The organism is Chryseobacterium sp. Leaf201 (assembly GCF_001421435.1).
In the GTDB taxonomy this organism is placed as follows: domain Bacteria; phylum Bacteroidota; class Bacteroidia; order Flavobacteriales; family Weeksellaceae; genus Chryseobacterium.
Genome location: NZ_LMKA01000064.1, coordinates 31355 through 46483, shown reverse-complemented (window position 1 = coordinate 46483; position 15129 = coordinate 31355). Strand labels below are relative to the sequence as shown.

The window sequence follows — 15129 nt, the reverse complement described above, 5'->3', positions numbered from 1 at the left end:
GGAACAGATAGAGAAGATTATTATTTTGATGAAATTTTATACAGAGAAAGATATGCTATAGAAAGAACAAATGCCTGGCTGGATAGCTTTAGATCATTGCTCAACCGTTTTGATACAACAGTATCAAGTTGGAAATCTTTCAATTACATAGCTTTTATAGTAATAGCTCTGAAGAAATTTTATAAAACTAAAAAAGTTTAAATGACTTCAAAAGGTATCTACATTATTACCGAATTTTGCTGAAATTTCCTGGGCCTNGATACAACAGTATCAAGTTGGAAATCTTTCAATTACATAGCTTTTATAGTAATAGCTCTGAAGAAATTTTATAAAACTAAAAAAGTTTAAATGACTTCATCGTTTAAACGGGTAATATTATCGGATATAAAAAATTAAATTCAAATTTCTAAAATCACCAGTCTCTGGAACCTGAATATGTAAGTTGCTGCTCGCCGTTCTCTAAAATTATCAAAGTAAGGAGCATGGTAGACAATAAGGCATGTATTGTTAATAGTATGATTGAAAATGGAAATCTGACTAATAGAAATGACGTTTTGGCAAATATGCAAGATTCAGTAGAGGGAATGGCTCAATTTTATATTACGGTACGAACATTCGACAAATCATTTGATAAAAACCGATTAGTTAAAAGTTTTGCATATATAGAATCTTGCGCTAAAGCAGTCTCAGAGGTTTTTAGATAGCCTTTTAACTTTAAGAACACATCCTAATTCTGTCGCTTTTAAAGCAACAAAAGATCTTAGTCCAACAATATTAACAGTCTCTGAAGTTGCAGAAAAATCAAAAAATGCAGAAAAAATAATGTCTGCAATAAAAAAAATAATAGAATGAAAAATTTAAGATGGTTATGGTTAATAAATTATACAATAACAATTTATTCTATTTTGTTATCTTACAGTGTTTGGAATTATGAAGGAAATCTGTATAATATTTTATCAATTAATGATAAATTTCCATTTGTTTTGAGTATTTTAATTGAATGGTTGCAAATTCCTATAGTATTAATCATATTAATCTGGAAAAAGCAAGAGCGAAGTCTTATACATTGGCTATATTGGATAATATTATTATTTCTTTCCATTTCAAAACTGATTTTATACTTTTTTTCTACAGGAGCTGTAACATATAAAATTTAATCTTTGTAATGAAAAACACAAAAACTGTACTTTTTAGGATTACTTTTTTTAATAATCATCTTTAATTTTTTGTTCTTTCTTTTCTTATAAAATTGATAAAAAAAGAGAGTCTAATAAAAACCTGAACTTTTGATTGGTAATTTAAAAAGAATTTACAAGCAAAACCATTGTAAAAGCCATTAAAGAAAATCTTATTAGGCCACACGATGCAATCGTGTGGCAGCAAGGGGGAAAAGGTAACTTCATATTTTTCTTTTTAGCACTGCGTGTATCGAATGTAGAGACAGTTTGCTGTGTTCCAAATTCCAGAACGGATCATTATGATTAACGACAAGCAAAGTTTTGCCGAATATATCAAATTCTTTTACAAAACAATAATATAAAAGTTTGGTAATCGTAATGGCTGTTTTTTTGCCCTTATAGTTCAAAATTGTGTACAGAGACTGATGAGTTCGGTCAGTATGTATAAACTGTGCCAGGATTTGTTCTTTTAAAAAGACTCTTCTGCCTACTACTGTCCAGCCGCCCGTCCTTTTCACCCTCCCTTTATCAGATATCAAAAATCTATCATCGAAACCAGGAATAGGCTTCCATTCTTCCTCTGGCAGATCCTGTAAAGACTTATTCATACATGCAGGAGGATTTTTACGATCAACATTTGGTTTTCCCAACTTTTTCCAAAGAGAAACATTAAGCACGTCAGATTTAATATCACCTTGGCCACTCACTGTAAAATCTGCTTTCCCGGGAATATAGGATTGCAGAAACCAACGGAATCCTCCGGCCGTCAAAAATTCTCTATGGATAACATCCATGATAGATTCAGCACTTTGTCCTATCTGTTTAGCAGCTTCATAAATACTGTCAAATGAAGAAATCAGTTTACCTTCTACTGTGTATTGATTAACCGGTTGCTGATAGATAACATGGCGGTTTCTTGCTCTATTACCGGTGAATATTCTTAATCTTCTTTCGCTTGCCGAAATCTTTAATAAATTACCGGAATGAACATGAAGTCCGTTACCATCCTTTGAGATAATGGCAATGCGTCGGTCATTCAAATCAAACCTTTCTTTAAAATGATAATATACCAGGCGCGCTACTGATTTTCTGTATTTTTTACCTTCCAACGATAATGTACAATGAACGTTATAAATATTACTATTGAGGTAGGCATTGACCTGTTTCACAAAAATCAGTTTCATAACCAACTCCGGTAACTTAAAATCGTGTCCTGTAGGAAGAGCAACAAAACGTTCTCTACTCTTTAACCGACCGTAGTTTGAAATAGCATAATTTTCAAAACCTTCGATCAGTTTCCATTCTTCATCTTGTAGATTCCTCAAAGAAGTGTTGTACAGGACTTCTTTTACATACTCATCTTCAAATTCTTCGGGAAGTTTCATATTTGTCTGTAATAAAATAGATTATACTTTTCATTTAATTCACCGTTACAAAAATATAAAAACTTTACACCAATATTTATACGATCTACTTATCAAAAATGTATCAGCTAATATGATGCTAAATTGCCTATTCTAAAAGATTACCTATTAATCCGGAGTTCATCTCTTAGGAATTAATTTTCCAATATGAATATTGTATCAGCAGAAGATGACAAAAGAATCAGCATGTTTCTATTGCAGGTGCCGGGCGAAGCCGAGGATCAGGTGAGTCTTGTCGACTATTCTTTAATATTCATTTATTACATTTTAGCGGATCACCAACAAAAAAACCTCATCAAAATGATGAGGTTTATATTGTAAATTCAGATGAATGAATTATCCTTTCTTGGTATGCGTACTTTTAGGAGCAGCTTTCGCGGCAGAAGTAGCTTTTACTTTAGGCGCTACCGGCTTTTCAGCCTTTGGAGCTGCTTTTTTCGGCGCTTCTTTGTCTATATTTACTTCTTCTGATCCTTCGCCTTCCAACGTTTCAGGCTCTGCTTTTACAAAGCTTTCCGGTGTAATATAACCTGCTTTATGAAGGATGTTGTACCACTGCGCCAGTTTCTTGATGTCAGAAGCATATACCCTTTCGGTATCATAGCTTGGCAGGGAAGCCGTCATGAATTCTTTCAGCTCGGCATCATTTGATTTATGGCTGATGGCTTCTTTATAATCGTAGTTTTTAGCAATATTCTCAAACACCTCGAACAAAGGAACTTCTTTGTCCACAGTAAACATGGCGATGTTATCCAGAAGGCTTACCTGGCTGGAGTTCCCGATGCTTACTTTTTTCTTGGTTGTAACGTCTTCAATAATGAATCCGTTTTTAAGTTGAGAAACTAATTTGAAAAGTCCTGGCTTGCCAGAGATTGAAATTATTTTTTCTAACAGCATAATTTTATTTTTTGTAAATTCTACAATCGGCTTTGGGCTTTTTGCGCTTTATTATTTATTTTTTTTATCCTTTAATTGTTATTACTTCGGGAACCTCATCTTATAGCTGATGCTTACTTCTCCCTGGGTGATTTTATTCAGTTTCCCTTTCACCAGCTTCTTTTTCAGGGCGCTTAAATGATCGGTAAACAGGATCCCCTCAATATGGTCATATTCATGCTGAATTACGCGGGCTCTAATATCGGAAAAAGTTTCTGTATGTTTTACAAAATTTTCGTCATAATATTCAATAACGATGGTATCCTTTCTCTTTACATCTTCCCTCACATCCGGAATGGACAGGCACCCTTCATTGAATTTCCATTCTTCACCGGACTCTTCCAGAATCCTGGCATTGATGAATACTTTTTTGAATTCGGCCAGCTCATCCTTAATATCGTCATAATCTTCATCTTCCGCAAGGGGAGAAACATCAATGACAAACAGGCGGATATCCAGACCGATCTGCGGTGCAGCCAATCCTATACCGTTTGCACTGTACATGGTTTCAAACATATTATCGACCAGGTTCTGCAGCTCCGGATAATCTTTGTCAATCTCCTTCGCTACTTTTCTTAAAACCGGATCCCCAAAGGCTCTTATCGGTAAAATCATCTTGTTCTTTGTTCTAAAAAATTCTGTAATATGATGGTTGCACTTACTTTATCTATCAATCCTTTCTCCTGTCTCTGCTTTTTGCTTTTCCCGCTCTGGGAAATAAAAAATGAAGCCATTTTAGACGTAAATCTTTCATCAAAGCGGTGAACCGGTACAGCAGGAAATTCTTTCTGAAAAACCGCTATAAACTTTAAAATATCAGTCTCCACTTCTGAAACATTCCCTTTCAGGTCTACAGGAAGCCCGACCACCAGTTCGTCCACCCTGTTGTCATTGAAATATTTTTTTAAAAATTCAATCAGCACCGGTGTCTGAACGGTATCCAGCCCGCTGGCAATAATCCACATGTCATCCGTCGCCGCAATGCCGCAACGGGCCTTTCCATAGTCTATTGCAAGGATCTGTCCCATAAGTCTGCAAATTTAGTAAATTTTAATGATTTTATTCCAAACACAGTTTTTTTTCTAAATCCTGTTTTTATTACGCTAATTTTTTTATAATTTTAATGAGACAAACCTATTCTATGAAGAAGCTCATCCTCGTAAGACATGCAAAAAGCGACTGGCCGGAAGAAACGGACGACTTTAACAGACCCCTGGCAGACAAAGGGTTAGAAGAAGCGAAACGCATGTCTTCATTTATAAAAAATAATAATGTGGCTATTGACCGTTTCGTATCAAGCCCTGCCGTCCGTGCCCTGACTACGTGTGAAATTTTTAACGAGTCTTACCGGATTAATGTGACAACGGATGAAAAACTGTACAATCCTTCGGAACGTAATTTTGAGTCTGTGATTTATGATCTTGATGACAGCCATCATTCCGTAGCCTTATTTTCCCATAACAACGGGATTTCCAATTTTGCGAATTCCATGTCCGAAGATATCTTCCACTTCCCCACCTGCGGCGTTGCCGGCTTTGAAATCGACTGCCACTCCTGGTCTGAGTTTAACGGGGCCAACAAGAAGCTGCTGTTTTTTTATGAACCGAAGAAAATTTAAAAGTCCCTCTCTTCGAAAAGAGTCAGCGGAATTCAAAATTTTTGACAGGATGGTTGATGAATATGGATTTTAAACTAAAATTTTCAATACTAATTTCAACAGTTTACAGATTTCGGTTAGAGCTCATATCCTCAAAACAAAAGATGGGCTTTCGCCCACCTGTATTGAATAATCACTGAATCCAGTGATTTTATTGTCTATTAATTGATTCGCTTCAGTTTCAGAATTATTTCCTTCTTAAATCAAGGTCTTCAAAATCAAAACTGAAATCCGTGATATCTGAAATGGGCTTTAGCCTGGCCGACTGTGCTTTTCCTGTTTCATCATAATCAAAAATGATATAGGCATCGGCATCGTAGCTTCTGTCATCCCATCTGATAATAAATGAATTGCCGGAAAATGGCAGCAGTTCGCCTTTTAATCTCGGAGAGTTTTTGCATGAAATCCTGTAGGTATTTCCCTGCTGCATAATTTCCACATCGCCGAACCATCTGTCGGTATACGTTCCTGCAAACTGTTCCGCTTTTGGCTGAAGGTTTTTTTCTTTTCTGAAGGCTTCCGATTTTGCGAATGCTTCTTTCTTCTGCTTATCAAAAACCTCTTCTGTTTTTTTCATTCTGTCACCATAGGTTTTCAGCCAGTTTCTGTCTGCCACACCAAGATAAGAATCCTTTACGGTATTTGTCACGGTGTTAAAGGCTGCCCCCGACTGCTGATTGGTCAGGACTACAATTCCCAGTTTCATATCAGGAATCAGCGTAAACTGAGTTACTGTCCCGATCAGTCCTCCTGTGTGCTGAACCTGCTTATGGCCTTTCACGTCACTTAAAAACCAGCCCATGCCATATCCGTAGAAGCTCGTGTCGTATGGATTCTTTGCCGCTACCCCGCCTGGGATCTGTAAGCTCCACAACTGCTGGACATTTTTATCTGAAACTAATTTTTTACCGTCTTTTGTGGTAAAATTATTCAACAGGCATTCTGCCCAGAGTGTCATGTCTTTAATATTGCTCATAATTCCTCCGGCTGCATTGGCTGTCTCATTCCAGTCGTGGGGAACGGCAATGGCTTTCCCGTTTACCGGTGCATGGGCATCAATTTTATTGACTGCTGCTTTTGCCCTGCTGTAGCTCCCGAAACTTGAGGCCATTCCCACAGGTTTCATAATTCTCTGTTCGATAAATTCTGCCCAGCTTAACCCGGAAACCCTGTGGATAACTTCACCGGCCACAATAAACATGATATTGTTATAATCCAGTGTAGTCCTGAAAGGGTTTTCAGGCTTCAGATACCGTACGTTGTGAACAATTTCATTAACGGTTAAGTTTCCGCCTTCGGGGAAGAACATCAGGTCTCCCTGCCCCAATCCTAATCCGGCGCGGTGCGTTACCAAATCTTTGATGGTTACATTCTGGGAAACATAAGGGTCGTACATCTGGAATTCCGGGATGTATTTTGAAACCCGATCGTCCCAATTCAGTTTCCCTTCATCTGCCAGAATCGCCAGTGCAGTGCAGGTAAACCCTTTGGAATTGGAGGCGATCCCCACCAGGGTCTGATCATCCATCGGTTGATTCGTTGCGAGAGAACGTACCCCGAAACCTTTTGAATAAATAACTTTTCCGTCTTTGATAACCCCGACGGACATTCCCGGAACGTCGAAAGTCTTTAAAGTATTCCGGATTAATTCATCGAGCTTTTTTTCCTCTACCTGTGCATTGAAGATCCCTGCTGCCAGAAGTAAAAGGAAAAAAGAAAGTTTCTGCTTCATTTTTTTTAATTTTCTCCAAATGTAATAAATAACATTTTTAATAAAGCTTGTTTATATTTGCAAAGCCTAAAAAAGTTATCATGACTAAAATCCTGCTCCTTTCTGATTCTCACTCTTATATTGACGACCGCATTATCGATTATGCACGTCAGGCCGATGAGATCTGGCACGGCGGGGATTTCGGGAGCATGGAAGTGATTGAACAGCTTGAAAAAATAAAGCCTCTGAAAGGGGTTTACGGCAATATTGACAATGCAAAAATCCGGTCTGAGTTTCCTGAAGTGAACCGTTTTTTCTGCGAGAATGTAGAAGTTTTAATGATCCATATCGGAGGTTATCCCGGAAAATACACTCCGCTGGCCAAAGAAGAGATTGCCGGAAAAGCGCCGAAACTTTTTATTTCCGGGCATTCGCATATCCTGAAAGTGATGTTTGACCAAAAAAACAATCTGCTGCACCTGAACCCGGGAGCCTGCGGAAAACAGGGATGGCACAAAATGAGGACCATGATGCGGTTTGTGATTGATGATACGGAGATTAAAGATCTTGAAGTAATTGAGCTGGGTCCGAAATAATAAAGCAAAAAGTCTGGCCTTTGGTAGTCTGATATCTCTGCTTTTTTAGGATGACCAGGCAGCTACTGATGTAGCGTTGAATTTTGCCGAGGCTTAAATTTATGACTGAAACCCTAGCCACGATAGCAACGGTTACCCCGCAGCAGGCAGCAGGAAAAGCCCGGCGCGAGGAGTAAAAGTGGATAGCGGGAACAGCTTCTAAAAAAAATGAATTAATAAATGATGAAAATCGGGGATACCGTTTCTGTAGTAGATGAGGATTTGAGCGGAGTAGTTACTTCCGTGAACGGGAATATTGTAGTTTTTAAAGATGAATATGGATTTACCTATCAATATCCAAAAGAGAAATTGGTTCCTAAAAATGCTGATTTATATGAAAATATTAAAGTTATAAAAAAAGCAGAACCGAAAAAAGCCGTTTCTAAAAAACATCATAAAAACCTATTGGTTCTGGATCTTCATTTTCATAACCTGGTTAAAAATCCGCACGATTATGACAGTTTTGAAAGACTTTTTATTCAGAAAGAAAAGCTGTTGGAAGTAATTTCATTCTGCCGGAAGAACCACCTGAAGAGGCTGGAAATTGTCCATGGAATCGGGGACGGCGTTTTACAGCGGCTGGTTTGGGACGTACTGGAAAGCCAGACGAATCTGGATTTTTACAATAAGGAAATACTTCACCATCAATCAGGTGTAGTAATGGTAGAATTTCACTAAATTTGCAGGAATTGGAATATGAACGTACTTAATTTACTTTTTATCAAAGACGGGTTGATCTGCCAGATTGCGAAAAACAAAAGCATTGTGGAAGAGAAATCTTATTTCGTAGATGAGGATTCTCCGGAAAACTTTATTGCCGACCAGCTAGACGAAATGCTGATCAGACAGAGATTCGATGAAATTTATGTGGTTTCCGCACTGAACCATTTTACCCTGATGCCTGAAGGATTCTCTCAGCATGAAACGGGTTTTGAGCTTATTGCCTACAATGCGCCCGTGGACAAGGAAAAAGAGGAACTGATGCTTTCGATCAATGAAAAATTCAAAGTCCAGTTTTATTATACTTTCCCGAAAAGCCTGTATAAGAAAATCAAAGACTTGGCATTGCCCGTGAATTTTAATTTTTCGGGTGAGAAGTTTTTAAATTCCATCAGCAATAAAAATAATAAGGAAATCCACATCAATCTTTACCATAACCAGTGCGAGTTTTTTGCGATAGACCATAAAAAGATCATTCTCTACAATAATCTGGATGTGAGTTCGGAGGTAGATTTTCTGTATTTCGTGATGTTCACCTTAAGCAAGATCGGTTTCGGGATTAATGAAACCCATTTCTTTGTGTACGGGGAGACCACTGAGAACGAGACTTTTATTTCAGAGCTTCAGAAATTTGTGAAGAACCTGAAAATTGTATCGGATAATATTCCAACCAAAAACTTTATCCTTAATTAGGTTACAGGCTGCGGAACAGGACTTGTTTTTCAATTCCCGGCTGCCATTATACCTATCCCAAATTTAACCAATATGTACAGAATTATAGCAGGCAAATGGAAAGCCAAGAAAATAGCCGCCCCAAGACATTTTGATGTAAGGCCTACAACGGATTTTGCCAAAGAAGCACTCTTCAGTATTTTGGAGAACACGTATGACATGCAGTCGGTTGCTGTACTGGATCTGTTTGCAGGAATCGGTTCGATCAGCTTTGAATTTGCTTCCCGGGGCACCCAGGACATCACTTCGGTTGAAATGAATCCGAAACATACGTCATTTTTAAATTCCACCGCTTCTGAACTTGGGTTCAGTTTACAGGTGAGCGTCCAGCGTGGCGATGTATTCGACTGGCTTAAAAAATTCAGAAATAAAAAGTCCTTTGAAATTGTATTTTCGGATGCGCCTTTTGAAACGGAAGAGAAAAAGTACCAGGAACTGATTTCCCTGGTTCTGAAAAATAAATACCTGAAGGAAAACGGAGTCCTGATTATAGAACATCAGAGCCGGATGAAACTGGACCATCCGAATTTAACGGATACCCGGAAATACGGCAATGTAAGCTTCAGCTTTTACAGGCCTAATGAAGAGAGCAGCATAGAAACAACAGAAGAATAATCAGGAAATTTCCTGATTATTTTTTTTGAGCTCTTATTTCAGTTTTTATTTTAGCTTTAGAAGGAGCAAAAGATACTTCAGATTGCAGGGAGTGCTTCTTTTATAAAACCTTTAACTCCAGATCAATGGTTTTCCCGAAGAACTTCTTCGATATTTTTTCAAAATTCTTTGTGATATCAGAGAGATAGAAATGATAATTCGGCTTTGGGTTGGCCGTCTGCAGCAGGTGGTATTTATCCAGGATGATCTGCAGGTGGTTGGCTACAATATTCGGGGAATCGATTACTCTTACACGGTTTCCGTAATACTGTTTTATTTCTTCGATTAATAGCGGATAGTGGGTACATCCCAAAATCAGCGTTTCAATATTTTTCAGCTTGCTGTTGCTGAGGTAATTGTAAATGATCGCATGGGTAATCGGATGGTTTTTAAAACCTTCTTCAATGGCAGGAACCAGCAGCGGTGTTGCCAGTTCATCCACCCGGATCCATTTATTATGCTTCTTGATGCTTTTTTTATACAGGCCGGAATTTACGGTTGCCTTGGTGGCAATCACACCCACATTGTTGTGGATTTCGTAGGATACCTTTTCTGCAACCGGGTTGATAACATCAATCACCGGGACTTTTCCTGCAACGGATTCCATGACTTCATTCAGAGCGTTGGCCGTGGCTGTATTGCAGGCAATAACAATGGCCTTACAGTTCTGGCTCAGCAGAAAATTGGTAATTTTTGTAGAATATTCTATGATGGCTTCTTTAGATTTTTCCCCGTAAGGCAAATGTTTCGTATCCCCGAAATAAATCAGGTCTTCGTTCGGAAGCAGCCTTTTGATTTCTTTGGCCACCGTTAAGCCTCCTACCCCGCTGTCAAAAATCCCGATCGGCTGATTGGGGGAAAGATGCGAATAATTCTGTTTTTTAGTTTTCAAAATGAAGCTGGAATTTTATACAAAAATAAGGAATTTATCATACAATGCTGCATATCTGAAATGATCAGACCATAAACAGGTCCGAAGCAATGCCGTCTGCCATAAACCAGTGTTTTTCAGGAATTTTAAGATGACTATTTTCAATCGTCAGAATTCCGTCTTCCAGCTTGTGCTTTATTTCATTCTGGAAATGCTCGAAAATGCGGTCATCGAATTTATCTTTCAGGTTTTCCAGATCTACGCCCCAGATTGTCCTTAAGCCGATCATGATCATTTCATTGAACTGGTCTTCCCGGGAAAGAATTTCCTCTTCTTTGGCTAAGACACCGGAACTTATTTTCTTTATGTACTGCTGATTGTTGGCTATATTCCAGCTCCTGACATCAGAACCGTTGTACGAATGTGCAGACGGGCCGACGCCCAGGTACTCCCTGTATTTCCAGTAAGACGCATTGTGCCTTGAATGAAACCCGGGACGTGCGAAATTTGAAACTTCATAGTGTTCAAATCCGTTGTCTTTCAGGAAGTCTGACAGGTAATAAAACTCTTTATTCTGTTCATCTTCTTTCGGGCTCATTACTTTTCCTTTTGAAATCCAGTTTTCCAGGGCTGTTTTGGGTTCTACCGTCAGGGCATAAGAGGAAATATGCGGTACTTCAAGAGCAATGGTTTTATTCAGGTTTTCTTTCCACATTTCCATATTGGAAGTCGGGGAACCGTAAATCAGGTCAATACTTATATTTTCAAAGCCAAAATCCTGGGCCCTTTTGATCGATCCTTCGGCTTCGGAAGCATTATGGGCACGGTTCATGAGTTTCAGGTCCTGGTCAAAAAAACTCTGGGTCCCGATGGAAAGCCGGTTTACAGGAGAATCTGCCAGTCCTTTCAGAAAACTGCCGTCCAGATCATCCGGATTTGCCTCCAGTGTGATTTCAATATCTTTATCAAAGCTGAAATGGTGCAGCACCTCATCAACCAAACGCTTAATTTCATCTGCTGAAAGGATAGACGGGGTTCCGCCGCCGAAGTATAAAGACTGTAAATTTTTGTTCTGCAGCTCGTCTTTCCGCAGAAATATTTCTTTTCTCATAGCAGCCAGCATCTCATCCTTGAAATTTAAAGATGTTGAAAAATGGAAATTACAGTAGCTGCACTTTTGTTTACAAAACGGAATGTGAATATAGATCATAAAAAAAGCCCTGAAAATTCAGAGCTCAAATGTATTTAATTTAAATTGATTAATATCTATACCCTCTGTGATTAATGAAGTTATCAAAGTTATATCCTAATCCGATCATGAAGCTGTTTCCTCCATATTCCTGGATATCAGACAACCCAAGGTTATAGGTAGCCCCGATCATAAATTTGTTGAATCTTACTTTCACTACCGGTGCAATCTGCAGCTGCTGGCTGTCAAATCTGTTCTGAACTGATCTGTAGCTTACCCCGAAAGAGAATGAATTGATATCATTAAAGAACGTACCCATTAAGTTATAATCGATGGTTCTTGTAGAGTTGGTATTAAGGTTGATTAGAGCGGAAGGCGTAAAATAGATGTTATCGCCTACATGCCAGTCATATCCAAGGTTTAAGAAGAATTTGATTGGCGAAGGCTCACGTCCGTTCACAATCGCTTCATCATTGGTAAGGGCAATATCGTTAACCGAAACCCCTGCAAAGATATCCCTGTAGGTAGCAGCTACCCCAAAGTTGGCATATGCCATGAAGATGTTGCTCTCGCTTCCCTGCAATAAAGGGTCTGAAGCATCCTGGGTGTTAATTTTTGAATAATCAAAATTCATGTTATAGAAATTCACACTGGTACCGAAAGAGAACTGGTCTTTTCGGTCTCCTTCGCTGCTAAGAGGAATAAAATATGATGCCCCAGCTGTAATTCCGCCTGCGGAAATGGGACCGTTGCTGTCCCTGAACACAGAGATACCTGCTCCTACTCTATCAAAGATGTTCGCGTTAAACCCAACCGATTGTACATTGGGAGATTCACTGAACTTCGAAAATTGCTGCTGATAGTTAAGATTGAGTTGCACATAGTCTGTCTTTCCGTACTGTGCTGGGTTGAACAGAAACTCACCATCTAAAAGATATTGCTGATAGTAGGGTAATGTTTCCTGTGCTTTGTATGCATTTGACAAAAGAGCTAAACATACGATAGCATATAGTTTTCTCATAACAAATCTTGATTTCAATTCAACAAATATAAAAAAATTCTCAATATATTTTTAGTTTTCTAAATAATTTCTCCATTTTTTTACAGCATCCGCCATATCTTTCGGCATTGGGCTCTCAAAATATAATTCCTTCTTTGTAGCCGGATGTATGAATCCCAAAGTATGGGCATGAAGCGCATGCCTTGGAAGAATTTCGAAAACATTTTTTATAAACTGCTTATACTTAGGAAGATTCACGCCGCGCAGAGGGGTATGGCCTTCATATCTTTCATCATTAAACAAAGTATGCCCGATGTGTTTGAAGTGCGCTCTGATCTGATGCGTCCTTCCGGTTTCCAGTTTACATTCCACCCAGGTCATGTACCTGAATCTTTCCAAAACTTTATAATGCGTTACCGCATGCTTTCCCTGGCTTCCGTCTGCATAGGTATGCATCTGCATCCTGTTCTTGGGGTGACGGCCGATATGGCCCTGTATGGTACCTTCATCCTCCTGCACATTGCCCCAGACAAAAGCCCAGTACAGCCTTTTGGTTTTCCGTTCAAAGAACTGTCTGGCCAGAAAGCTCATGGCATATTCGTTTTTGGCAATAACCAGAAGCCCGGACGTGTCTTTATCAATCCTGTGAACCAGTCCTACCCTGTCAAGATCGGATTTCGCCCCGTTCTGTTCGAAATGATAAGCCAGGGCATTTACCAGAGTACCGTCCCAGTTCCCGAATCCCGGATGCACCACCATGCCCGGATCCTTATCCACCACAATCAGATCATCATCTTCATAAACAATGGTAATGGGAATATTCTGCGGAACAATGACATTTTCCCTCGGCGGGTGTGCCAGCAGCACGGAAACATGGTCTCCCGGCTTTACCCGGTAGTTCTGTTTTACCACGGCCCCGTTTACAATGACATTCCCGGCCCTGCAGGTTTGTGAAATTTTATTTCTGGAAGAATTCTGACGGTAAATCATTAAAAATTTATCGATTCTCAAAGGTTCCTGATTTTTATCAACAACCATATTGAGATGCTCATACAGGCCTTTGTTTTCCTCATCAATATCCACCGCATCGATGCTGTCCTGCTCCGGCAGTCCTTCTTCTAAAAAATCTTCGTTATCTTCTGTCATTATTCACTTTATCTTTATACAAAAAGCTTCAACATAAGAAGTTGAAGCCCGTATCTTTTATAATAATTGATTGTTATTCTACAACTACTTTTTTAGCTTTTGGCTTTTCTGCAGGCTTCTGCTGTGCTGAAGACGCCGGCCTTGAAGTACCGGAACCGGAAGCTGTATTGGAACCGCTTCCTGAACCTGAAGTAACTGTTTTAGGTCTATTACCTGTCTGGCCTCCGGAAGCCGTTGGCTGAACTGTTGTTGTTTTAACGGCATCTCTTTTTACACCGTCTGTTGCCGGTTTCGGGGTTTCCCTTCTTGTTTCGGGCACTGCCGGCGGCGGCGTCTGGTAAACAGGTTCTTCCTGACGGGCGGGAACTTCCTGGTACTGCACAGGCGGCAGTCCGGTATCTACTTTCATCCTGTACACAGAATTCAGCTGTTCAATCTTATCCCTCAGTTCGGCGGGTGTCCTTTCACTGGCCCAGAGGTCAATCTGCATCCCCTGATCGCGGACATCTCCTGCCGCAGGATCCTGGTAATAAATGATATCAGACTCGTCCTTGCCTCCGTTTTCATGATCTACGATCCCCACTTCAAACATATTCCTTGCGATAATGGCTTTCGCTTCTTTTACGGTTAATCCCACCACATTCGGAATGGAAATATTCCGCATAGGCCCTGAGCCTATCACTACATCTACCACAGAAAATCTCGGAACTTTTGTTTTCGGGTTTACAGGATTCCCCTTAAATAAAATCCTTAATACCGCATCTTTCTGAATACTCGGCTCATAGATGGTATCCCCTACTTTCAGTCCTACCTGCTCCAGCCTTTGGAAAGCCAGACCGGAATATTTATTTATGACATCCGGAATCTCAACTTTTGCCCACGTCCTCGGGTTTACTTTTAATAAAATAGCCCTTCCGTCTTTTACACGGGATCCCGGCATAGGATATACCTGCAGCACCTGGAACGGCCTGTATTTAGGATTATACTGGGGACTGTCCACTTCATATTCCAATCCCGAATCATCCAGGATTTTAATAGCTTCATATACAGATTTATTGACGATATTAGGAACAGGAATCTCCTGCCCGTGATTGGTATGGTACTCCAACCAACGGAACGTAAGCCAAACCAACCCCACAAAAACACCGATGGCCACGACTAAGTTCAGTAAAACTTTCCAATTGAAAAGTGATTTAAGCATACTTAAAATTACTATAATTAGACAGCAAATATAATTAATAATTTTAGAATGTGCTTTTTATTTAACACAATTCAT

General features: G+C 39.4%; 15 protein-coding genes and 1 pseudogene. 6 read left to right on the top strand and 10 right to left on the bottom strand.

What is annotated here, in order from left to right:
* Positions 1-201: pseudogene (locus ASE55_RS19870) on the top strand (IS5/IS1182 family transposase); the annotation flags it as partial.
* Positions 202-1399: 1198 nt separating this feature from the next.
* Here ASE55_RS19870 and ASE55_RS08340 read toward each other — a convergent pair.
* The 4 genes from ASE55_RS08340 to ruvX all read right to left on the bottom strand — a co-directional run bounded on the left by ASE55_RS08340 (position 1400) and on the right by ruvX (position 4566).
* Complete coding sequence (locus ASE55_RS08340) at positions 1400-2563, bottom strand: NUMOD4 domain-containing protein (RefSeq protein ID WP_056217787.1); 1164 nt, start codon at positions 2561-2563, stop codon at positions 1400-1402.
* A gap of 375 nt (positions 2564-2938) precedes the next feature.
* Entirely contained in the window at positions 2939-3499 is a 561-nt protein-coding gene (locus ASE55_RS08335) for a DUF5606 domain-containing protein (RefSeq protein WP_056217785.1), read from the bottom strand.
* An 81-nt stretch (positions 3500-3580) separates the two neighbouring features.
* The gene (gene def, locus ASE55_RS08330) at positions 3581-4153 is read right to left on the bottom strand and encodes a peptide deformylase (protein WP_056217783.1); all 573 of its coding nucleotides are present in this window, start codon (positions 4151-4153) and stop codon (positions 3581-3583) included.
* Complete coding sequence (gene ruvX, locus ASE55_RS08325; RefSeq protein ID WP_056217780.1) at positions 4150-4566, bottom strand: Holliday junction resolvase RuvX; 417 nt, start codon at positions 4564-4566, stop codon at positions 4150-4152. Before ruvX ends, def begins: the two co-directional genes overlap by 4 nt.
* Positions 4567-4679: 113 nt before the next feature.
* Between ruvX and ASE55_RS08320 the strand changes: the two genes are divergently transcribed.
* A complete protein-coding gene (locus ASE55_RS08320) occupies positions 4680-5156 on the top strand; it encodes a SixA phosphatase family protein (protein ID WP_056217778.1) in 477 nt (158 codons plus the stop codon).
* 226 nt (positions 5157-5382) lie between these two features.
* Here ASE55_RS08320 and ASE55_RS08315 read toward each other — a convergent pair whose 3' ends face one another.
* The gene (locus tag ASE55_RS08315; protein WP_056217776.1) at positions 5383-6927 is read right to left on the bottom strand and encodes a serine hydrolase; all 1545 of its coding nucleotides are present in this window, start codon (positions 6925-6927) and stop codon (positions 5383-5385) included.
* 80 nt (positions 6928-7007) lie between these two features.
* Between ASE55_RS08315 and ASE55_RS08310 the strand changes: the two genes are divergently transcribed.
* The 4 genes from ASE55_RS08310 (at position 7008) to ASE55_RS08295 (ending at position 9608) form a co-directional block, all read left to right on the top strand.
* Entirely contained in the window at positions 7008-7502 is a 495-nt protein-coding gene (locus ASE55_RS08310) for a metallophosphoesterase family protein (protein ID WP_056217773.1), read from the top strand.
* Positions 7503-7724: 222 nt separating this feature from the next.
* Positions 7725-8219 (top strand): Smr/MutS family protein, encoded by a 495-nt coding sequence (locus ASE55_RS08305; RefSeq protein ID WP_056217800.1) that lies wholly within the window; start codon positions 7725-7727, stop codon positions 8217-8219.
* 18 nt (positions 8220-8237) lie between these two features.
* Positions 8238-8954 (top strand): DUF3822 family protein, encoded by a 717-nt coding sequence (locus ASE55_RS08300; protein ID WP_056217770.1) that lies wholly within the window; start codon positions 8238-8240, stop codon positions 8952-8954.
* 72 nt (positions 8955-9026) lie between these two features.
* Positions 9027-9608: an RsmD family RNA methyltransferase gene (locus ASE55_RS08295; protein WP_056217767.1), complete on the top strand. Its 582-nt coding sequence runs from the start codon at positions 9027-9029 to the stop codon at positions 9606-9608.
* Between the two features lie 100 nt (positions 9609-9708).
* On the opposite strand, the gene murI is transcribed toward ASE55_RS08295, so the two are convergent.
* From murI to ASE55_RS08270, 5 genes are all read right to left on the bottom strand, one after another.
* Positions 9709-10539 (bottom strand): glutamate racemase, encoded by an 831-nt coding sequence (gene murI, locus ASE55_RS08290; RefSeq protein WP_056217764.1) that lies wholly within the window; start codon positions 10537-10539, stop codon positions 9709-9711.
* Between the two features lie 64 nt (positions 10540-10603).
* Complete coding sequence (gene hemW, locus ASE55_RS08285; RefSeq protein ID WP_082474374.1) at positions 10604-11728, bottom strand: radical SAM family heme chaperone HemW; 1125 nt, start codon at positions 11726-11728, stop codon at positions 10604-10606.
* 49 nt (positions 11729-11777) lie between these two features.
* Positions 11778-12728 carry a type IX secretion system membrane protein PorP/SprF gene (locus tag ASE55_RS08280; protein ID WP_027386794.1) on the bottom strand — a complete coding sequence of 317 codons (951 nt, stop codon included), beginning with the start codon at positions 12726-12728 and terminating at the stop codon, positions 11778-11780.
* 51 nt (positions 12729-12779) lie between these two features.
* A complete protein-coding gene (locus ASE55_RS08275; RefSeq protein WP_056217758.1) occupies positions 12780-13853 on the bottom strand; it encodes an RluA family pseudouridine synthase in 1074 nt (357 codons plus the stop codon).
* A 73-nt stretch (positions 13854-13926) separates the two neighbouring features.
* Positions 13927-15054, bottom strand: a complete 1128-nt coding sequence (locus ASE55_RS08270) for a PASTA domain-containing protein (protein ID WP_056217755.1) — start codon at positions 15052-15054, stop codon at positions 13927-13929.
* Positions 15055-15129: the final 75 nt, after the last annotated feature.

What these genes read in the sequence shown, in the direction of transcription:
- ASE55_RS08300 (WP_056217770.1), top strand. Translation starts at nt 8,238, where the DNA reads ATGAACGTACTTAATTTACTTTTTATCAAAGACGGGTTGATCTGCCAG.
- hemW (WP_082474374.1), bottom strand. Translation starts at nt 11,728, where the DNA reads ATGATCTATATTCACATTCCGTTTTGTAAACAAAAGTGCAGCTACTGT.
- ASE55_RS08295 (WP_056217767.1), top strand. Translation starts at nt 9,027, where the DNA reads ATGTACAGAATTATAGCAGGCAAATGGAAAGCCAAGAAAATAGCCGCC.
- ASE55_RS08340 (WP_056217787.1), bottom strand. Translation starts at nt 2,563, where the DNA reads ATGAAACTTCCCGAAGAATTTGAAGATGAGTATGTAAAAGAAGTCCTG.
- ASE55_RS08335 (WP_056217785.1), bottom strand. Translation starts at nt 3,499, where the DNA reads ATGCTGTTAGAAAAAATAATTTCAATCTCTGGCAAGCCAGGACTTTTC.
- ASE55_RS08280 (WP_027386794.1), bottom strand. Translation starts at nt 12,728, where the DNA reads ATGAGAAAACTATATGCTATCGTATGTTTAGCTCTTTTGTCAAATGCA.
- ASE55_RS08315 (WP_056217776.1), bottom strand. Translation starts at nt 6,927, where the DNA reads ATGAAGCAGAAACTTTCTTTTTTCCTTTTACTTCTGGCAGCAGGGATC.
- ruvX (WP_056217780.1), bottom strand. Translation starts at nt 4,566, where the DNA reads ATGGGACAGATCCTTGCAATAGACTATGGAAAGGCCCGTTGCGGCATT.
- ASE55_RS08320 (WP_056217778.1), top strand. Translation starts at nt 4,680, where the DNA reads ATGAAGAAGCTCATCCTCGTAAGACATGCAAAAAGCGACTGGCCGGAA.
- ASE55_RS08270 (WP_056217755.1), bottom strand. Translation starts at nt 15,054, where the DNA reads ATGCTTAAATCACTTTTCAATTGGAAAGTTTTACTGAACTTAGTCGTG.
- ASE55_RS08310 (WP_056217773.1), top strand. Translation starts at nt 7,008, where the DNA reads ATGACTAAAATCCTGCTCCTTTCTGATTCTCACTCTTATATTGACGAC.
- ASE55_RS08275 (WP_056217758.1), bottom strand. Translation starts at nt 13,853, where the DNA reads ATGACAGAAGATAACGAAGATTTTTTAGAAGAAGGACTGCCGGAGCAG.
- def (WP_056217783.1), bottom strand. Translation starts at nt 4,153, where the DNA reads ATGATTTTACCGATAAGAGCCTTTGGGGATCCGGTTTTAAGAAAAGTA.
- ASE55_RS08305 (WP_056217800.1), top strand. Translation starts at nt 7,725, where the DNA reads ATGAAAATCGGGGATACCGTTTCTGTAGTAGATGAGGATTTGAGCGGA.